Origin of the sequence: Nocardia carnea, assembly GCF_029868855.1 — a bacterium.
Classification (GTDB): Bacteria; Actinomycetota; Actinomycetes; order Mycobacteriales; family Mycobacteriaceae; genus Nocardia; species Nocardia carnea_A.
The window spans coordinates 1-19491 of record NZ_JARWOV010000180.1 but is presented as its reverse complement, the minus strand read 5'-3'; the positions used below and the strand labels follow the sequence as shown (position 1 = coordinate 19491).

The following is a 19491-nucleotide window of genomic DNA, read 5'->3' as shown; positions in this document are numbered from 1 at the left end:
CCTGTTACTCGGACCCTTGCCAGAAACAGTAACACGTTCTATTTTTGACCTTGTGACGTACAACATAGCCGACCTCGTCGAACACACAATCGATCTCGTGCCGGACCGGGTTGCGCTGGCTGACGACCACCGCTCGGAAACCTTTGCCCAACTGGAGGACCGTGCCAACCGGCTGGCGCACTACCTGCTGGAACACGGTGTACAGCCGGGCGACAAGGTCGGTATCTACTCGCGGAACACCATCGAGGCCGTCGAGTCGATGCTGGCGATCTTCAAAGCGCGGGCAGTGATGGTCAACGTCAACTTCCGCTATGTCGAGAACGAGTTGCAGTACATCTTCGAAAATTCGGACATGGTGGCGCTGATCCACGAGCGCCGCTACACCGACAAGGTGACCAATGTCCGGTCGAAGGTGCAGCAGTTGAAGACCGTGCTCGTGGTCGACGACGGTACCGATGCCCCCACCGCCGAGGGGTCGGTGGATTACGAAGCGGCGCTGGCGGAATCGTCCGGTGAACGCGATTTCGGCGATCGCTCCAGCGATGACATCTTCATGCTCTACACCGGCGGCACCACCGGGATGCCCAAGGGTGTCATGTGGCGGCACGAGGACTGGTGGCGCGTACTCGGCGGCGGCATCAACTTCATGACCGGCGAATACGTACAGGACGAATGGCAGCAGGCCAAGAACGGCGCGGCCGGCGGCCAGATGGTGCGGTACCCGATTCCGCCGCTGATCCACGGCGGTTCGCAGACAGCCGTCTTCCACGGTCTGTTCGACGGCGGTAAGACCATCATGATCCCCGAATTCGACGCCCACACCGTCTGGCAGGCCGTCGACACGCACGGGATCAACATGATCTTCATAACCGGCGACGCCATGGCCCGGCCGATGCTGGACGCGCTCGAGGCCGGCCATCCGGAAACCGGTGAGCCCTACCAGCACGCCAATCTGTGGGCCATGGCGAGCAGCGCGGCACTGTTCTCACCGTCGCTCAAGGACCGGTATATCGAGCTGCTCCCGAATACGGTCATCACCGATTCGATCGGCTCGTCGGAAACCGGATTCGGTGGTATCTCCATCGCGGCCAAGGGCGCCACCCACACCGGTGGGCCGCGGGTGAAGATCGATGCGTCCACCGCGGTGATCGACGACGACGGCAACCCGGTGGCGCCCGGCTCCGGACAGGTCGGCCTGCTGGCCCGTAAGGGACATATTCCGGTCGGGTACTACAACGACCCGGTGAAAACCGCGGCGACGTTCAAGGAATTCAACGGCGTCCGGTACTCCATTCCCGGCGACTACGCGCGGGTGGAGGAGGACGGCTCCGTCACGATGCTGGGCCGCGGATCGGTGAGCATCAACAGCGGCGGCGAGAAGATCTACCCCGAAGAGGTCGAGGGCGCCCTGAAATGCCACCCCGAGATCTTCGACGCGCTGGTGGTCGGAGTTCCCGACGAACGCTGGGGTCAGCGGGTGGCGGCTGTGGTGCAGTGCCGCGGCGACAAACGCCCCACCATCGAGGAGTTGCGTCCCATACTGACCCAGGAAATCTCCTCCTACAAGATGCCCCGGAGCCTGTGGTTCGTCGACGAGATCAAGCGGTCCCCGGCCGGTAAACCCGACTACAAGTGGGCGAAGGCATATACCGAGGAACGTGATGCCGACGAGCACTCCCAGGCGGGTAGTTCGTCGTAACCGCGGCTCGACTCGGGGCTGCCGGAACGTCGGCGGTCCCGAGTCGTTCATACGCTGGGGCCTCAGCAACCCAGAGCCCGAGGACGGATATGGAGCAATTCGCCGACGGCGATCGTGCCGAGCAGGCCGATGAGAATTCTCGATTGTTCGACCTGGCCGCCGATCACGTCCTCGCGGCGAGCGCCGAACTGAATCGGAGACTCACCTGAACACAGCCTTTACTTCACTCACCGAGTGGGAACGATCAGATCCACGGTGGGGAAGTATCCCTTGAAGCGCTGCTCATCCCTCGTCAACAGCCGGTATCCGGCTACTGCCGCATGCGCGCCGATATAGAAGTCGGGCATGGGTGAGCGTTTCGTGCCGTCGTTTCGGCGATAGCGTTGATAGGCCTTACCGGCCAAGAATCCGGCCCGGAAGGGCAGTGGTTCCCGGATGAAGTCGTCGGCAGGCAGCAGACTGTCCAGCATCTCGACTGTGTCATAACCGACCGATACTTCGGCGTACACAATCGGATTGATCACCACACGGCCGAAGTCGACGGCATCGGTCAGCCTGTCGGCCGACCACTGCGCCCAGTTCTTGTCGTCGGTCAGGACGTCCAGCAGTACGCAGGAATCGACCAGCGTCGTCGGGCCACCGATCGGGCGCAGGTTAGTCACCACGAAGCAGTTCCATGATCTCGTCGGTGCTCATACCCTCGATCTCTTTGCTGTCGGCAGTGCCTCGCATTCGATCGACCAGTCGCCGGCCGCGGGTGGGGGCGTTATCGCTGCGGACGATCCGAAGTACGCCATCGACCTCGACCACCTCCACGTCGTCTCCTTCGCGCAGATTGAATTTCGCGCGTAGCGCCGAGGGGATGGTGACCTGTCCTTTGCTGTTGAGTATCACCGCGCGCCTCCCATCCATACGTATTACGTGTACTACGTAATAGTACGCGCGGTGTCATCGGCAGCAATATGGTCAGGTAGCGGATCCGCGCCGCGCTCAGTCGGCAGGCCTGTCGAGCAGTGTGCCGTGCCGGTGGGCGAATCGCTGCGACAATTCGCCTACCTGGCCATCGGCGTTTCCTCCGTGGTCGCATCGGCCGTTCGGGTGTGGGCCAGTCGGGCGGCGGCGATATCGCCTGCATGATTCACTGCCCAGTCGGCGATGGCCGAGAGGGGAGCGAGGAGCGTTTCGCCCAGCGAGGTGAGGCTGTACCGGACCGTGGGTGGGACCGCCGGGTGAACCTTCCGGTCGACGAGGCCGTCCGCCTCCAGGGAGCGCAGGGTTCGGGTCAGCATGCGGCGGCTGATGCCTTCGATCGAGCGGTGCAGTTCGTTGTAGTGGTAGGGGCGGCGGGCCAGTAGGGCGAGCACCAGCAGGGCCCACTTGTCGCCGAGGATTCGGACGATATCGGTGACCGGGCAGGCCTGATAGTCGGCGCTGGGGACGGTCGCGGGGAGTTCCGCCGCGGCGAAGGAGGGGGCCTGCGCTGGGGTGGGGAACATAGAAGTGCCTTCTTCCGGGGTCGGTAGCCGTTGTCGAGGATGGGGATCGACAGATGGACCGATGGAGGTGCGATGACGAGAACCGTTGTTATCAGTGGTGGTACCGATGGTATGGGGCGCGCGTTCGCGCTGGAGCGGCTCGCCCGGGGCGATCGGGTAGTGGCGATCGGTAGCAACCCGGCCAAGGGCGTTTCGTTGCTGACTGCCGCCGGGCCCGATGCGGACCGTGCGCGCTTTCTGCGGGCAGATCTGAGTTCGGTGGCGGAGACGCGGAGGATCGTCACCGAAATAGAGTCGGCCTACGAGAAGGTCGATGCACTGCTGCTGTTCGCGAACCGGACCTCACCGAAGCGCATCCAGACCGAGGAGGGATTCGAGCGCACCTTCGCGCTGTACTACCTGAGCCGGTACCTGTTCTCGTACGGCTTGGTTCCGCTGCTGGAGCGAAGTGCGCAGCCGGTGATTGTGAACATTGCCGGAGTGGGTACCCGGAAAGGGGCGGTGAACTGGGACGATCCGCATCTCACGCACGGGTACAGCGTGGTCCGCGCCCAATTGCAGGCCGGCCGGGCCAACGATCTGCTGGGGGTTTCATTCGCCCGGCAATTCGGCGGGAAGATCGGGTACGTCCTCTATCACCCAGGATTCACCCGCAGCGGTGACCTCTCACCCCTGAATCCCGTCGCCCGGACGGCCATCAGAACGCTCGCGGCGCTCGTGGCCCGGCCCGTGTCCAGCGCGATCCGGCTGATTCACGATTTCGTCGATACTCCGGCCGCGGTGCCGCTCCGCGCAATAGACCGAGGCCGCAACCTGGATCTGTCGCTGCCCACCCTCGACCCGGGTGCAGCCGACCGCCTTTCCCGGCTCACCGAAGATCTGCTCGTAGCGCAGGCGTGAAGGAAGTGTCGGACGCCTCGGGTAATCACGGAATCCGCGAACCGTCCCCTTCGGAGCGCCGCCCGTGGCGTGGCCGGGTGCAGCCCGTTCCCGACACGCTCGTGGCGTCGCGCGGGACTCGGGCGGCGGTCCGGCTGCTCGCGGCACAGCCGGGACGCTTGTGCTCGCCGATACTGATCGCGACCCGACTCCGCCTGGTGCGAGTACGGTGCCGCAAGGAAGCCGGAGCTCGATGGTCGCGCCTTCGCTGAACACCGAGCGCGCCATTGAAAAGCAGGTCCGCGCCGCCGGCCCATCGGGATACTCCGAGCTGGTCAGCGGCAACTCCACTGACCAACTCGCGGACTCTAAGCGGATTCGGGAACGAACTGAGCCAGGGAAAGAAGGTGGTTCGTTGCCCCACCGAGGGCGAACTCGTTGCGTGTGGCGGCCGTGAAGTAGTTGTGCACGATGTGGTCGCGGTCGATCCCGACCCCGCCGTGCACGTGGACCAGAGTGTGCGCCACCTGGTGACCGGCCTCGGCCGCCCAGAACTTCGCAGTGTGGATAGCGCCCGTGGCGTCGAGGTCTTCGCTGAGCTGCCAGGCGGCCTGGGTGGTGGTGAGGCGCAGGCCCTGAACACTGATGTAACCGTCGGACAGGCGCTGAGCCACGGCCTGGAAGCTGCCGATGGCACGGCCGAACTGTTCGCGTTCGCGGGCGTAGTCGGCGACCAGTTCCAAGGAGCGTTCGAGGGTACCGAGCTGCTGGGCGGCCAGGCCGAGCCAGGCCCGGTCGAGCAGCCAGGCCAGGATCTCGGCGCCGTCGGCCACAGTGCCGAGGAGTTCGGCGGGGGCGGACGCGAATTCGACCAGCGATTCCGCACTGCGGTCGGTGACCTGCTGCTCGGTCACGGTGACGGATTCATGGGCGGGATCGACCAGGAAAACGGCCGGTTGACCCGCCACCGAGGCAGGCACGAGGATCCGCGCGGCGCGATCGGCCACGGGGACGGTGGTCTTGGCGCCGCTCACCTGCCAGTTGCCGCCGGATTCGACGGCCGTGGTGGTGGGCCGGGCCGGATCCCAGTTGTGTTCCTCGGCCACGGCGAAGGTGAGAATCGACGTACCGGCGGCGGCCGCGGCGGCGAGTTCACGCTGCTGCGCGGACCCGAACCGGGCCAGCGCGCCCGCGCCGAGAACGATCGACCACAGGTAGGGGACGGCTGCCACGGCTTTGCCGAGTTCGCGCAGGATCGCGGTCTGTTCCAGCGTGCCGAAACCACTGCCGCCGATTTCCTCGGGCAGTGCGGCCGCCAGTACACCGGTCTCGGCGAGCGATTTCCACAGCGATTCGTCGAATTTGGCGGTACCGCCGTCCAGTTCGCGCAGCCGGTCGGCGGTGACCAGTTTCTCGCAGACCTCGCCGGTGAGCCGGGCCAGGTCCAGCTGGGCTTCGGTGGGAGTGAAATCCATGGTGAACTACCTACTTCTGGAATCGGGCGAGAGGTCAGCGGGCGGAGGCGGGCTGTTTCAGCGCGGTCATGGCGATGATGTCGCGCTGTACCTCGTTGGTGCCGCCGCCGAAGGTGAGGATGAGGGCGGCGCGATGCATCCGCTCCAACCGGCCGCGCAATACCGAACCGGGGGAGTCCTGGCGCAGCGACGCCTGTGGGCCGAGCACCTCCATGAGCAGCCGGTAGGCCTCGGTCGACAGTTCGGTGCCGTACACCTTGCAGGCCGAGGCGTCCCACGGCCGGGGTGCGGCGTCGCCACCGGCATCGGCCCGGCTGGCGATCTCCCAGTTCATGAGTTTGAGGTATTCGACCTTGGCATGTACCCGGGCCAGGTTCAGCTGGACCCATTCGCGGTCGAACACCCGCGATCCGTCGGCTGCCTTCGTCTCCTTCGCCCATGCCGTCGTCTGTGCCAGGGCCAGTTGCAGGGCCGCGGCGGAGGTCAGCGCGACCCGTTCGTGGTTCAGCTGGTTGGTGACCAGCGGCCAGCCGCCGTTCTCCGGGCCGACCAGGGAGGTCACCGGGACGCGCACATCCTGGTAGTAAGTGGCGCTGGTATCGGGACCGGCCATGGTGTGCACCGGGGTCCAGGAGAAGCCATCGGCGGTGGTGGGCACGATCAGCATGCTGATGCCCTTGTGCTTCTTCGCGGTGGGGTCGGTACGCACGGCCAGCCAGACGTAGTCGGCGTAGGCGATGAGACTGGTCCACATCTTCTGGCCGTTGATCACATAGTCGTCGCCGTCTCGGACGGCGGTCGTGCGCAGCGAGGCCAGGTCGGTGCCGGCGCCTGGTTCGGAGTAGCCGATGGCGAAGTGCAGTTCACCGGCCGCGATCTTGGGGAGGAAGAATTTCTTCTGTTCCGCGCTGCCGTAGTGCATGATCGTCGGCGCGACCGAGTTGATGGTCAGGAACGGTACCGGTGCGCCGGCGATGGCGGCTTCGTCGGTGAAGATCAGCTGGTCCAGCATGGGCCGGTTCTGGCCGCCGTACTCCTCGGGCCAGCCCAGCGCGAGCCAGCCGTCGCGGCCCATTTCGGCGACGACCTCGCGGTACACGTTGCCCTGTCCGTATTCGCCGGTCTGCGCGCTGAGGGCAGCCCGCCGTTCCGGGGTGATCAGACGCGCGAAGTAGGCGCGCAACTCGGCGCGTAGCTGTTCGTGTTCCGGGGTATACGCAATGCGCATGGCGGTACCTCGAGCCTTCGTTCTGCGGGTTGGAGACGGTCCTGGACGTGGGATCGTGCCGCGCTCACCCTCGTGGAGCGCGGAATGGATCTCCGATACCTGGCTCCGATCATTGCATATGCACTGAAACATGTTCCAGTATTGAAAGGTAATCAGCCCATGTAGCCCGCCCGCGCGAACCTCGCTTGTTAGGCTTGCGCCATTGGGCGGGAAAAGGAGTTTCGATGAAGGTCAGCGTTGACTTCGATCAGTGCGAAGCAAACGGAATCTGTGCGGGAATCGCTCCCGACGTGTTTGAACTCGACGACGAGGACATGCTGCACGTCGCCGAGGGCGAGGTGGCGCCCGAACAGGAGTCGGCGGTTGCGGATGCGGTCGCGCAATGCCCGAAAGCGGCTTTGCGTTTGCTGTGAATCTGCTCTTGCCGTGAATAAGAACACGTTCTAGAGTCGGCCCGGTGAGCGATACAGATACCAGCCTTGCCGGGCGAGTTGCGATCGTGACCGGAGCGGGTGCGGGCCTGGGTAAGGCCGAGGCGCTCGCTCTGGCCGGAGCCGGGGCCTCGGTGGTGGTCAACGACCTCGCCGAGTCCGACGCCGTGGCCGAGACACTGGAGCAGATCCGGGCCCTCGGTGCCAAAGCGGAGTTCGTCGCGGGCAGTGTCGCCGAGCGGTCCACCGCCGATGCGTTGATCACCGCCGCCACCGAATCTTTCGGTGGCCTGGACATCGTGGTCAACAATGCGGGGATCACCCGCGACAAGATGCTGTTCAACCTGTCCGACGAGGACTGGGATGCGGTCCTATCGGTACATCTGCGCGGGCATTTCCTGTTGACCCGCAATGCGGGCGCCTACTGGCGGGCGCGGTCCAAGGAGGCCGGTGCCCCGGTATACGGCCGGATCGTCAATACCTCTTCCGAAGCGGGACTCCTCGGCCCGGAGGGGCAGGCCAACTATGCGGCCGCCAAAGCCGGGATCACCGCTCTGACATTGTCCGCCTCGCGAGCGTTGAACCGCTTCGGCGTGCGCGCGAACGCGATCTGCCCCCGGGCGCGTACCGCCATGACCGAACAGGTGTTCAGCGCGGCGCCCGAGGGTGAGGTCGATCCGCTCTCGCCCGACCATGTGGCACGCCTGGTGGCCTACCTCGCCTCGCCGGCCGCCGATCGGGTGAACGGCCAGGTTTTCGTGGTCTACGGCCCGATGGTCGCGTTGATGGCGGCGCCGGAGGTCGAGCAGCGCTTCGATGCGGCGGGTGCGCAATGGTCTGATGACGATCTGGCCACCACGCTGACCGGTTACTTCGCCGGACGCGACGAAGGCCGTACCTTCTCTGCAACGGCACTGCACGAACTCGGTTGAGTCGATTCTGCCCAGGCGGGTTGCACGATTTCCGCGTGCGACCCGGCCGGTAAGAGTTGAACAACCGTCCAGCAATTGGTAAACAAGGGTCGTACTGTGCCCGGCCTCACACAATGATGCCCAAGGCGTATGAAACCTGTTTCAGTCTCGCTGTCTGAGATTGCGACAAGTCAACAGTTCACAAGCCTCAAAATGGCCCCAAATAGGAAAAGAACGTGTTCTACTTAGCGGGGCGTGTCCCGGGGTGTATCGCTACCGGCCGCCAGCGGGACCAGTCAGGCAAGGAGGATCCACAGTGAACGACGTCCTTGCCGTCCCATTGCGGGCCGTCGGTGGATTCTTCGAACTGACCGCCGCGGTGGCCCGGGCGAGTCTGCGGCGCCCGTTCCAGCTGCGCGAATTCATCGACCAGTCGTGGTTCGTCGCGCGCGTATCGATCTTGCCGACCGTTCTGGTCGCCATACCGTTCACCGTGCTCGTCGTATTCGTCCTGAATATCCTGCTGCGCGAAATCGGCGCCGCCGACCTCAGCGGGGCCGGTGCCGCCTTCGGCGCGGTGACCCAAGTCGGCCCGATCGTCACGGTGCTCATCGTCGCCGGCGCCGGTGCCACCGCCATCTGCGCGGATCTCGGCGCCCGCACCATCCGGGAAGAAATCGACGCCATGAAGGTGCTCGGCATCGATCCGATCCACCGGCTGGTGGTGCCCCGGGTGCTGGCCTCGATGTTCGTCGCTCTGATGCTGAACAGCCTGGTCTGCACCATCGGCATCGTCGGTGGCTTCCTTTTCTCGGTGTATCTGCAGGACGTGAACCCGGGCGCGTTCGTCAACGGCATCACGTTGCTGACCAATCTTCCGGAACTGATCATTTCCGAGGTGAAGGCCGGTCTGTTCGGCCTGATCGCCGGATTGGTGGCCTGCTACCTGGGTTTGAATGTCAAAGGTGGTCCCAAGAGTGTCGGTGATGCGGTGAACCAGACAGTGGTTTTCGCCTTCATGGCGCTGTTCGTGGTGAACGTCGTGGTCACGGCGGTCGGTCTCAAATTCTCGGTGCGGTGACGCGATGTCGGCCTCGGTGATCATCCAATCCCGCTTCCCCCGGGTCACCCGGCGCGTCCGCAGATTCTCGAATTCGTTCGACGATCTCGGCAAACAGGCCGTTTTCTACGGCCGGGCGATCGGTTCCATGCCGCGTGCGCTGGTGCACTACCGCACCGAAACCATCCGCCTCATCGCGGAGATCAGCATGGGTACGGGTGCCCTGGCGGTGATCGGCGGAACCGTCGTGATCGTCGGCTTCCTGACCCTGTTCTCCGGCGCCACCATCGCCGTCCAGGGGTACAGCTCACTCGGCAATATCGGCGTCGAGGCGCTGACCGGCTTCTTCGCCGCGTTCCTCAATGTCCGTATCGCGGCACCGGTGATCTCCGGAATCGGCCTGGCCGCCACGATCGGTGCGGGTTCCACCGCCCAGTTGGGCGCGATGCGGGTCGCCGAGGAGATCGATGCGCTCGAATCCATGGCGATCCGGCCGATGCCGTACCTGGTGGGAACCCGGGTGCTGGCCGGGATGATCGCGATCGTCCCGCTGTACTCGCTGGCGGTGATCGCCTCGTTCATCGCCAGCCGGTTCGCCACGGTTGTCATCTACGGACAGTCGGCCGGCGTGTACGACCACTACTTCTCCACCTTTCTCATCCCGAGCGACATTCTGTGGTCGTTCGTTCAGGCCATTGTCATGGCGTTGGCGGTGATGATGATCCATACGTATTACGGCTATACAGCGGCGGGCGGTCCGGTCGGGGTGGGTATCGCCGTGGGTAACGCGGTCCGTACCTCGCTGATCGCGGTCGTCTCGGTGACGCTGCTGATCTCCCTGGCCCTCTACGGCACCTCCGGCAACTTCAACCTTTCCGGATAGGCGCCATGACTGAACTGATGCGATCGGACAGCAAACGGCTCGGACCGAATTCCGCCACGCCGAACGGCACGAACGGACTCCACGAACCCGGTGAGCCCGTGGCGCCGCTGCGCCCGGTGAGCGGGTGGACCAATTTCCAGAAGAGGTACGGGTTCAAGCTCGCCGGCGGTGCCATGGTGCTGGCCGTTGTGGCGGCGGTGTTCGTCTCCTTGACGATGTTCTTCGGCGTTTTCACGCCCAGCGTCACCGTGACCGTGGCGGCACCGCGTAGCGGTCTGGTGCTGGACCCGGATGCCAAGGTCAAGGTGCGCGGGGTACAGATCGGCCGGGTCGCCGCGCTCGAACCCACCGCGGAAGGCACCGATCTGCGCCTGGCGCTGGACCCCGACAAGCTGAGTCTGATTCCTGCCAATGCCACCGTCGATATCCGGTCGACCACGGTGTTCGGTGCCAAATACATCAATTTCGTGATCCCGCAGGAGCCGCAGGAGCAATCGCTGCAACCGGGAGCCCGGCTGGCGACCGACAAGGTCACCGTCGAGTTCAACACGCTGTTCCAGCATCTCAGCGATGTGCTTGCCCAGGTGGAGCCGGAGAAGCTCAGCGCCACCCTCACCGCGCTGGGTACCGCGCTGCAGGGCCGCGGCGAATCCCTCGGCGAGCTGCTGGTGGACGGCAATGCGTACCTCCGCGAGATCAACCCCATGCTGCCGACCTTGCAGCGCGACTTCCAAACCACCGCGGCGGTGGGCAATCTGTACGCGGATGCCTCCGGGGATCTGCTGCGGACCGTCGACAATGCCACGGTCAGCAGCCGCACACTCACCGAAGCCGAATCGGATGTCGACGCATTGCTGGCGAATCTCACCGGCCTCGCCGACACCACCGGTGCCGTTCTGCACGAGAACGAGGCACAGATCGGCACCGCCCTGGATCTGCTGCGGCCGACCACGGAACTACTGAACCAGTACCGGCCCGCACTGACCTGCCTCATCAGCGGCGCGGCCAAGGCGTTGCCGCTCGGTGAGGCAATCTTCGGCGGCAATCAGGAGGCTGTGGCCCTGAACACCGGTTTCATGTACGGCACACCGCCCTACAGCTACCCGAACGACCTCCCGAAGGTGAACGCCACCGGTGGACCGCGCTGCGCCGGCACCACCGACCGCGTGCCGGGCAGTCATGCCGACTATGTCGTCACCGATACCTCGGAAGGACATCCCTACATTCCGTCCACCAAGTTCAATGTGAACGCGCCCAAGGTTTTCCAGGTTCTGTTCGGCGGACTCCCGGGGGTGGGCCGGCCGTGAACAACACCGCAACGACAGTCAAACTCGCCATCTTCACCCTGGTGATGACCCTGGTCTTCGCCGGTCTGGCGGTGGTCTTCTCACAGGTGCGCTTCGCCGGCCAGAACGGCTACCACGCCGTCTTCACCAGCGCGTCGGGCATGCTGCCCGGGGACAAGGTGCGAATCGCCGGGGTACCGGTCGGCTCGGTTTCCTCGGTGAAGGTCGACGACGAATACCACGCGCACGTCGAATTCGATGTCGACACCAAATACCGGCTGCTCACCAGTACCAAGGCCACGATCCGCTACGAGAACCTGGTCGGGGACCGCTACCTGGAACTGCTGGAAGGCCCCGGAGAGGCGACCACTCTCCACGAGGGTGGCACCATCGGCCTGGACAAGACCGCGCCTGCCCTCGACCTCGACATGCTGCTCGGTGGTTTCAAACCCCTGCTGCGCGGACTGGATCCGGCGCAGGTCAACGATCTGACCAACGCGCTGTTGCAGATATTCCAAGGCCAGGGCGGCACACTCGTCGAACTGCTCAACAGCAGCGGCTCGTTCACCAAGACCCTCGCCGACCGGGACGCGCTCATCGGTAGTGTGATCGACAATCTGAACTCGGTGCTGAAAACCATCGACGACCGCGGTGACCAGTTCGCCACCACGATCGACGAACTGCGCCGGCTGGTCAGCGGTCTCGCCGCCGACCGCGACCCCATCGGCGCCGCGCTGCCGCGGATCGCCGATGCCACGGTCGCGGCCAACGACCTACTTGTGCAGGCCCGGCCCGACCTGGCCGCGACCATCGCCCAGACCGGCCGGCTGGCCACCAATCTCGACAATGGTTCGGACACCGTGCAGTACGTCCTCGACAAACTGCCGGGGACCTACAAGACACTGAACCGCATCGGCGCCTACGGCTCCTTCCTGAACATCTACGTCTGCGGGACCAACTTCCTGGTCGACGGCCCGGACGGCAAGCCCCTGCTACTCGAACTGCCCGGTGAGCAGACGACCGGAAGGTGTGCGAGCGAATGAAGGAGCAATCACGTGCGGTGACCATCGGCGTCGTCGGATTGGTACTGGCGGTCGCGGTGGCGCTGTCCGCCCTGCAGTTCGAACGACTGCCGTTCATCCGCGGCGGCGCTTTTTACACCGCGTATTTCGCCGATGCCGGTGGGCTGGTGACCGGTGACGATGTGGAGGTCGCCGGGGTGAAATCCGGCCGGGTCGAGGAAGTAAGTCTCGACGGCGCCCAGGTGCTGGTCCGGTTCAGCGTCGCCGATTCGATCCAGCTGGGCGACAAGACCTCCGCCGCGATCAAGACCAATACCGTCCTCGGCCGCAAATCCCTGGCGGTGAACCCGGACGGTGAAGGGACCCTGACCGTCACCGAAACCATTCCGCTCGAACGCACCACCTCGCCGTATTCGCTGAACGAGGCCCTGGGCGACCTCGGGCAGACCGTGCAGGATCTGGATCTGCAGAAGGTGAACCAGACGCTGGACGAACTGTCGGCTGCCTTCGCCGACACCCCGGCCCCGCTGCGGTCGGCGCTGGACGGTGTGACCGCGCTGTCACGCACCATCAACGCCCGCGACCAAGCCCTGTCGGATCTGCTGTCCCGCGCGCAGAACGTGACCAAGATCCTGGCCGACCGCGCCGACGCGATCAACGCACTGCTGGTCGACGGGAATCAGTTGCTCGGCGAACTGGACCGGCGGCGCACCGCGATCAGTCAGATGATCGTCTACGTCAACTCGCTGGCCCAGCAGCTGTCCGGGCTGGTGCACGACAACGAAGCCCAGTTGAAACCGGCGCTGGACAAACTCAATTCGGTGCTGGATCTACTGGAGCGCAACCGGGACAACATCACCGGTGCGCTCGACGGCCTCGGACCGTTCGCCGCGGCGCTCGGCGAACAGGTCGGCAGCGGCCCGTACTTCAACGCCTACGTCGTCAACGCCAGCAGTGAGACTCTGCATCCGCTGGTGGACGCGCTGGTCTGGCCGCAGCACCTGCCCGAATCGCTGCGCGCCTATCTGCTCGAACCCGGTCCCAAGATCGGCCCGTCCGCACAGGAGCCGCCGCGATGAGCACTGTCAAGGACACACTGCGCGCACTGCCGAAGAAATGGGTGGGGATCGTCGCCGGGGTTCTGGTGATCGCGCTGATCGCCACCGGCGGTTACCTGGTGTACAACCGGCTCACCAAACACGAGATCACCGCGTACTTCACCTCCACCGCCGGTATCTACCCCGGTGACGATGTGCGGGTGCTGGGTGTACCCATCGGCAAGATCGACTCCATCGAACCCGGTAGAGATCAGGCGAAGGTCGAAATGACGGTCGACGGCAGCGTCGATCTGCCCGCCGATGCGCGGGCCGTCATCATCGCGCCGTCGCTGGTGTCCGCGCGCTTCATCCAGATCGCTCCCGCCTACACCGGTGGGGACACGCTGGGCGATGGTGCGGTTATCCCTATCGAACGGACCGCCGTCCCGGTGGAATGGGACGACATCAAAACCGAACTCCACAAACTCTCCACCGCGCTCGGCCCGGTCGGCGACGACCCTCAGGGTTCCTTCGGCCGTTTCGTGGACACCGCCGCGGAGAATCTCGACGGTAACGGCGAAGCGTTCCGTAGCACCCTGCGGGAACTGTCGGCCACCCTGACCACGCTGTCCGACGGCCGCACCGACCTGTTCGGCACCATCCGCAATCTGCAGAAGTTCGTGGATGTGCTCTCCAAGAGCAACGAGCAGATCGTGCAATTCGGCGGGCGGTTGGCCTCCGTATCGTCGGTGCTCGCCGGGGTCTCCCAGGATCTGGGTGCCGGGCTGGACAACCTGGACCTGGCGCTGGCCGATGTGAAGCGGTTCCTGGACGGCAGCGGAACCGAGCTCACCGAAGGCGTCCAGCGGCTGGCCGACGTGACCCAGATCCTGGTCGACAAACGGCCGGAACTGGAACAGGCGCTGCACTCCGGGCCGACCGCGCTGGTGAACTTCTACCAGATCTACAAACCCGCCCAGGGCACGCTGACCGGCGCCATCTCGCTGAACAACTTCGCCGATCCGGTGAGCTTCCTGTGCGGTTCGGTACGGGCCCTGGAACAGCACGAATCGAATACCAGTGCCGACCTGTGCGCCGAATACCTCGCCCCGGTGATCAATTCGCTGGCGATGAACTACGTGCCCATCATGACCAACCCCGCAACCGGTGTGACCGCGTTCCCGGACCAGCTGGACTACACCACCCCGGACCTGCCCGGCCGGGTCGACCCGCAGAAGGTAGGTCCCCCGGCGGCGCCCGCGCCCGCACCCATCACGGTTCCGGCCGGGGTCGCGGGACTGGCGATCCCGGGTATTCAGCTTCCCGAAATTCCCGGCCTGCCCGGAGGAGGACGATGATGCGCCGACTCGCGCTGCGGGCGCCGGACATCCGGCCGAAGTTGCCCGCCCCGGGTTTCCGGCGCCGGGCGGCTGCCCTCGCCGTCGGGCTCGCGCTGGCGCTACCGATCACGGGCTGCCAGTACGACGGGCTGAACTCGTTGCCGATGCCGGGTACCGAAGGTACCGGCGAGGGTTCCTACACCGTGCAGATCCAGATGCCGAATGTCACCACGCTGACCCGCAATTCACCCGTGCGGGTCGACGATGTCGCGGTCGGGGCGGTCACCGATATCGCGGTCGAGGACTGGCACGCACTGGTGACGGTCTCGCTGAACCCGGATGTAGTGCTGCCCGCCAACGCCACCGCCAAGATCGGCCAGACCAGTCTGCTCGGCAGCAACCATGTGGAACTGGCGCCGCCGACCGGTATCGCCCCCGAGGGGCGGCTCGCCGACGGTGACGTGATCCCGCTGGAGCGGGCCGGTGTCTTCCCGACAACCGAGCAGGTGCTGTCCTCGCTGTCGGTGGTACTCAACGGCGGCGGTATCTCGCAGCTGGAGAACATCACCCGCGAACTCAACTCCGCCCTGGTCGGCAACGAGGAAGAGGTCCGGGATCTCATTCCGCAGATGAACGATCTGATCGGCAACCTGAACGCGCAACGCGACGACATCATCTCGGCGATAAGCGGACTGGACCGGCTCTCCGGCCAGTTCGTCGAGCAGACCGATGTGGTGGAAGCGGCGATCGAGGAAATCCATCCCGCGCTGACCGTTCTCGCCGATCGCCGGCAGAACATCACCACCACCATCACCAAGCTCGGTGAACTCAGCGATGTGGTGAACCGGTTGATCACCAACAGTGGCGACGACCTGAAAGCGAACCTGGCAAATCTGGCCCCGGTCTTGCAGACGCTGGCCGATACGGGCGCCGACCTCACCGAATCGCTGAAGATCATCGCCTCGTTCCCGTTCCCCTTGAAGAACCTGGACAACGCGATCAAGGGCGACTACCTGAACCTGTTCATGACGGTGGACATGACCGCCAAACGGCTGGACTCGAACTTCCTGACCGGCACCGGGCTCGGCGGCATGTTCGGCGGCGTGGAGGTCGCACTCGGCCAGGTGGCCGGACCCGCCGGCGAACAGGGCAATCCGCTGACGGCACCGCTGGCGCCGCCCCCCGGCGCGCCGCCGAGCGACCAGCCGCAACCGACCATTCCCGGGCTGCCGCCGATCCCCGGCCTGCCCGCCATTCCCGGGCTGACGGTGCCGCTGCCCGGGCAGCCGCAAGGGGGCGAGGGCCCGTGACGCTCAGCCGATTCGTCCGCATCCAGCTGATCATCTTCTCCATCCTCACGGTGGTCGGCCTCGCCGTCATGGGCGGCACCTATGTGGGCGTACCCGCCATGTTCGGTATCGGACGCTATGAGGTCACCCTGCAGCTCGCGGCGACCGGCGGCCTCTACCAGAACGCCAACGTCTCCTACCGGGGGACGAATGTCGGAGTGGTCCGCGAGGTCCGGCTCACCAGCGAAGGTGTGGAAGCCCGGCTGTCGGTCGACAGCGACTACAAGATCCCGGCGGATTCCACCGCGCTGGTACGCAGTGTTTCGGCCATCGGCGAGCAGTACGTCGATCTGGTTCCGCCGGACGATCCCGGAGACGCCAACCTCTACGACGGCAGCGTGATCCCGGTCGACCGCACCGAACTGCCCCAGGATGTGGGTGCCCTGCTGGACCAGGCCGACCGGTTGCTGGCCAGCGTCGCCGACACCCGGCTGCGTCAGGTCATCGACGAAGCATTCCGGGCGTTCAACGGTGCCGGGCCGGATCTGCAACGGTTCCTCGACTCCGCGGCCCTGCTGGTGCAGGAGGCCAACGACAACGTCGGGCCGACCAAACAGCTGATCGAACAGATCGGGCCACTGCTCGACACCCAGGTGAACTCCGATGCCGCGATCCGCTCGTGGACCCGCGATCTGGCGGTCGTCACCGATCAGCTCCGCGCCCACGACCCGGCCCTGCGCAGTATTCTCGCCAACGGCCCCGCGGCGATGGAGCGGGTCACCCAGCAGTTCGACGATCTGCGGCCCACCCTGCCGCTGCTGTTGAACAACCTGGTGAGCCTGGGGCAGGTCGGTGTCACCTACCATCCCGGCCTGGAACAGATCCTCGTCGTCTACCCACCGCTGATCGCCGCGCTGCTCACGGCCGTACGCGGTCCCATGGAATACGGCGCGCTGGTCGACTTCATGACCGTGCTCAACGACCCACCGGCCTGTACCACCGGGTTCCTTCCGCCCGACCAGCGCCGCGGGCCCGACGCGGTCGACACGATTCCGACGCCCAAGGGCCTGTACTGCAAAACCCCGCAGAACGACCCCAGCGCGGTGCGCGGTATCCGGAATACGCCGTGTATGGAATTCCCGGGCCGCCGCGCACCGACCCCGGAACTGTGCCGCACCGGGTTCGTCCCGGAGGGCACCAACCCGCCGTTCGGGCCGCCGCAACCGGTGGCCCCGGCCGAACCCCCCGCACCCGGTGTCGCACCGGCCGCCGCGCCCGACACGGGGCCTGGGGTTGCGGGAGTACCCCCGGCACCTGCTAGTTTCTCGGGCGCAAGCACCCCCGCCGCCGCTGTCTCGTACGATCCGGCCACCGGGGTCTATACCGGCACCGACGGTCACAGCTACCGTCAGGGCGATATCGCACCCGGCGGATCAGGCGCCGTACCCGCGGATTGGCAGGCAATGTTCGAGGAGCAGCAGAAATGAGCGAGACCAAGGACCCCCGCCGCACCCGTAGGCGGGCCAGCCGGACGGCGGGTCCACCGGTCGAGGACGCGACCGAACAGTTCACCGTGGATACGGCGGACTCCGGAACCGCCGCGGGCAATACCGCCGCCGCAGCTGCGAGCGCTGCCGCGGACAAGCCCGGGGGTGCCGCCGATAAGTCCGCGAAGGACACTGCCGGCCGGCCCGAGGGCGCCACTACGGGGAAGTCCGCGGCGGTCCCTGCGGGCAAGTCCGCCGACAACACGGAACGGATCGACACTGCGGTGCCCGCTACCGTCGTCGATTCGGGCGACCCGGACGAGACGGTGCGGATCGACAACTCCGGCGCGGAAACCGTGGTATCGAGCAAGGCCGGAACCCCGGCGAAGCCTGCCGGGAAATCGGAATCCGGCGATGCGGAAACCGCCGCGACCGTCGTATCGATGGAGAAATCCGCCGCGACCGAATCCGGTGGTGACGAGCCCGCCACGGAGGGCGGCTCCCGCTCGTGGAAACGGATTGTCGCGCTCACCGCCGCTGCCGTGCTGGTGATCGGCTTGGTCGGTGCCGCGGTGGTCTCGATGATCGCCGTCCAATCCACCGAGCAGCGTGACGAACGCCGGGCCGAATATGTCGCGACCGCGCGCCAAACGGTCCTCAACCTGACCACAATCCGCGCCGATACGGCCAAGGAGGATATCGACCGCATCCTCACCATGGCCTCCGGTGAATTCAAAACTGAATTCGACGGCCGGATAGACCCGTTCACCGAGATCGTCAAACAGGCGAAGGTGCAGTCCACGGGTGAGGTCGTCGAGGCCGCCGTGGAACGGGACGACGAGAACTCCGCGGTGATTCTGGTGGCCGCGAAACAAACCCTCACCAATGCGGGCGCCGAAGGCGAACAGCAGCGGTACTACCGCTTCCGGGTGACCGTGCAACGTGGCGACGACGGCGCCCTGACCGCCTCGGACGTGGAGTTCGTGGCATGAGCGAGTCAGGCCCGGAGGCGGCAGCGGAGCGTAACCACGGAGGGCCCTCGCTCATGCCCGATGGACAGAGCATGAGCGAGTCAGGCCCGGAGGCGGCAGCGGAGCGTAACCACGGAGGGCCCTCGCTCATGCCCGATGGACAGAGCATGAGCGCGACCGGAGAGAAGCGCCCCGCCGAGAGGACCGGCATGAAACTGCGCAACAAGATCCTGCTCGGCGTCACCGCGGTCGTGGTCGTCGCCGCCGCGGTGGTGGCCGGTATCGGCGGCTACCGCTACTGGGACTATCGCCAATCCGAGCAGTCGCGCACCGACGCTGTCGCCGCCGCGAGCCGCACCGTCTCGGCCATTTTCAGCTACGAACACCAGACGGTGGAGAAGGAACTGCCCAAGGCCGCCGACAGCCTGGCTCCCGATTTCCGCGCCGACTACCTTCAGCTCATCGAGAAGGCGATCGTGCCGGGCGCCAAGGAGAAGGAACTGAACGTCAAGGCCACCACCCAGGCCGGCGGCGTCGTCTCCGCCGACCGCGCGCACGCCGTGGTCCTGCTGTTCCTCAACCAGGTCACCACCAGCAAGGAAGCCCCCCAGGGCACCACGACCGGCAGCCGCGTCCGGGTCGCCCTGGACAAATCCGACGACCAGTGGCTGGTCGCCTCGGTGACCCCGATCTGACGGAGTCAACCGTCTCGGACGTAACCGAGAGGCCCCCACCGATAACGGTGGGGGCCTCTCGGCGTAGAGCCCCCTGTCAGGATTGAACTGACGACCTTTCGCTTACAAGGCGAGTGCTCTACCACTGAGCTAAGGAGGCATGGGCGCAGTCATCATACCCGGAGTCGTGGGGGGGGGGGGGGGGGGGGGGGGGGGGGGGGGGGGGGGGGGGGGGGGGGGGGGGGGGGGGGGGGGGGGGGGGGGGGGGGGGGGGGGGGGGGGGGGGGGGGGGGGGGGGGGGGGGGGGGGGGGGGGGGGGGGGG

The 19491-nt window shown here is 65.8% G+C and carries 19 protein-coding genes and 1 tRNA gene; 14 read left to right on the top strand and 6 right to left on the bottom strand.

Annotated elements, in window-relative coordinates:
- Positions 1 to 52 precede the first annotated feature (52 nt).
- Positions 53 to 1699: an acyl-CoA synthetase gene (locus QH195_RS16250; protein WP_280420916.1), complete on the top strand. Its 1647-nt coding sequence runs from the start codon at positions 53 to 55 to the stop codon at positions 1697 to 1699.
- A gap of 227 nt (positions 1700 to 1926) precedes the next feature.
- Here the strand turns inward: QH195_RS16250 and QH195_RS16245 are convergent, their stop codons facing one another.
- The 3 genes from QH195_RS16245 to QH195_RS16235 form a co-directional block, all read right to left on the bottom strand.
- Positions 1927 to 2364 (bottom strand): type II toxin-antitoxin system VapC family toxin, encoded by a 438-nt coding sequence (locus QH195_RS16245; RefSeq protein WP_280435990.1) that lies wholly within the window; start codon positions 2362 to 2364, stop codon positions 1927 to 1929.
- The gene (locus QH195_RS16240) at positions 2354 to 2593 is read right to left on the bottom strand and encodes an AbrB/MazE/SpoVT family DNA-binding domain-containing protein (protein ID WP_280435989.1); all 240 of its coding nucleotides are present in this window, start codon (positions 2591 to 2593) and stop codon (positions 2354 to 2356) included. The genes QH195_RS16245 and QH195_RS16240 overlap by 11 nt, the downstream gene beginning before the upstream one ends.
- Positions 2594 to 2751: 158 nt before the next feature.
- Positions 2752 to 3195 (bottom strand): winged helix-turn-helix transcriptional regulator, encoded by a 444-nt coding sequence (locus QH195_RS16235; protein ID WP_280435988.1) that lies wholly within the window; start codon positions 3193 to 3195, stop codon positions 2752 to 2754.
- 72 nt (positions 3196 to 3267) lie between these two features.
- Between QH195_RS16235 and QH195_RS16230 the strand changes: the two genes are divergently transcribed.
- Positions 3268 to 4095, top strand: coding sequence for an SDR family NAD(P)-dependent oxidoreductase (locus QH195_RS16230; RefSeq protein ID WP_280435987.1), 828 nt, complete (start codon positions 3268 to 3270; stop codon positions 4093 to 4095).
- A 347-nt stretch (positions 4096 to 4442) separates the two neighbouring features.
- Here the strand turns inward: QH195_RS16230 and QH195_RS16225 are convergent, their stop codons facing one another.
- Positions 4443 to 5549 carry an acyl-CoA dehydrogenase family protein gene (locus QH195_RS16225; protein ID WP_280435986.1) on the bottom strand — a complete coding sequence of 369 codons (1107 nt, stop codon included), beginning with the start codon at positions 5547 to 5549 and terminating at the stop codon, positions 4443 to 4445.
- Positions 5550 to 5583: 34 nt separating this feature from the next.
- Complete coding sequence (locus QH195_RS16220) at positions 5584 to 6777, bottom strand: acyl-CoA dehydrogenase family protein (RefSeq protein WP_280435985.1); 1194 nt, start codon at positions 6775 to 6777, stop codon at positions 5584 to 5586.
- A gap of 224 nt (positions 6778 to 7001) precedes the next feature.
- Here QH195_RS16220 and QH195_RS16215 point away from each other — a divergent pair, with 224 nt between their 5' ends.
- The 12 genes from QH195_RS16215 to QH195_RS16160 all read left to right on the top strand — a co-directional run bounded on the left by QH195_RS16215 (position 7002) and on the right by QH195_RS16160 (position 19189).
- Complete coding sequence (locus QH195_RS16215; RefSeq protein WP_068045459.1) at positions 7002 to 7190, top strand: ferredoxin; 189 nt, start codon at positions 7002 to 7004, stop codon at positions 7188 to 7190.
- Between the two features lie 44 nt (positions 7191 to 7234).
- Positions 7235 to 8140 carry a 3-oxoacyl-ACP reductase gene (locus QH195_RS16210; RefSeq protein ID WP_280435984.1) on the top strand — a complete coding sequence of 302 codons (906 nt, stop codon included), beginning with the start codon at positions 7235 to 7237 and terminating at the stop codon, positions 8138 to 8140.
- A gap of 295 nt (positions 8141 to 8435) precedes the next feature.
- Entirely contained in the window at positions 8436 to 9200 is a 765-nt protein-coding gene (locus QH195_RS16205) for an MlaE family ABC transporter permease (RefSeq protein WP_280420908.1), read from the top strand.
- 4 nt (positions 9201 to 9204) lie between these two features.
- On the top strand, positions 9205 to 10062 hold the full coding sequence (locus tag QH195_RS16200) for an MlaE family ABC transporter permease (RefSeq protein ID WP_280420907.1): 858 nt from the start codon (positions 9205 to 9207) through the stop codon (positions 10060 to 10062).
- 173 nt (positions 10063 to 10235) lie between these two features.
- Complete coding sequence (locus tag QH195_RS16195) at positions 10236 to 11369, top strand: MCE family protein (protein WP_280435995.1); 1134 nt, start codon at positions 10236 to 10238, stop codon at positions 11367 to 11369.
- Positions 11366 to 12391: an MCE family protein gene (locus tag QH195_RS16190; protein WP_280420906.1), complete on the top strand. Its 1026-nt coding sequence runs from the start codon at positions 11366 to 11368 to the stop codon at positions 12389 to 12391. Before QH195_RS16195 ends, QH195_RS16190 begins: the two co-directional genes overlap by 4 nt.
- On the top strand, positions 12388 to 13449 hold the full coding sequence (locus QH195_RS16185; protein WP_280420905.1) for an MCE family protein: 1062 nt from the start codon (positions 12388 to 12390) through the stop codon (positions 13447 to 13449). The genes QH195_RS16190 and QH195_RS16185 overlap by 4 nt, the downstream gene beginning before the upstream one ends.
- A complete protein-coding gene (locus QH195_RS16180) occupies positions 13446 to 14765 on the top strand; it encodes an MCE family protein (RefSeq protein WP_280420904.1) in 1320 nt (439 codons plus the stop codon). Before QH195_RS16185 ends, QH195_RS16180 begins: the two co-directional genes overlap by 4 nt.
- Positions 14765 to 16057, top strand: a complete 1293-nt coding sequence (locus QH195_RS16175) for an MCE family protein (RefSeq protein WP_280420918.1) — start codon at positions 14765 to 14767, stop codon at positions 16055 to 16057. Before QH195_RS16180 ends, QH195_RS16175 begins: the two co-directional genes overlap by 1 nt.
- Positions 16054 to 17523, top strand: a complete 1470-nt coding sequence (locus QH195_RS16170; RefSeq protein ID WP_280420903.1) for an MlaD family protein — start codon at positions 16054 to 16056, stop codon at positions 17521 to 17523. Before QH195_RS16175 ends, QH195_RS16170 begins: the two co-directional genes overlap by 4 nt.
- Positions 17520 to 18515: a hypothetical protein gene (locus QH195_RS16165; protein ID WP_280435983.1), complete on the top strand. Its 996-nt coding sequence runs from the start codon at positions 17520 to 17522 to the stop codon at positions 18513 to 18515. The genes QH195_RS16170 and QH195_RS16165 overlap by 4 nt, the downstream gene beginning before the upstream one ends.
- Before the next feature lie 146 nt (positions 18516 to 18661).
- The gene (locus QH195_RS16160; protein WP_280435982.1) at positions 18662 to 19189 is read left to right on the top strand and encodes a h domain protein; all 528 of its coding nucleotides are present in this window, start codon (positions 18662 to 18664) and stop codon (positions 19187 to 19189) included.
- Positions 19190 to 19256: 67 nt separating this feature from the next.
- On the opposite strand, the gene QH195_RS16155 is transcribed toward QH195_RS16160, so the two are convergent.
- A tRNA-Thr gene (locus tag QH195_RS16155) sits at positions 19257 to 19328 on the bottom strand.
- Positions 19329 to 19491: the final 163 nt, after the last annotated feature.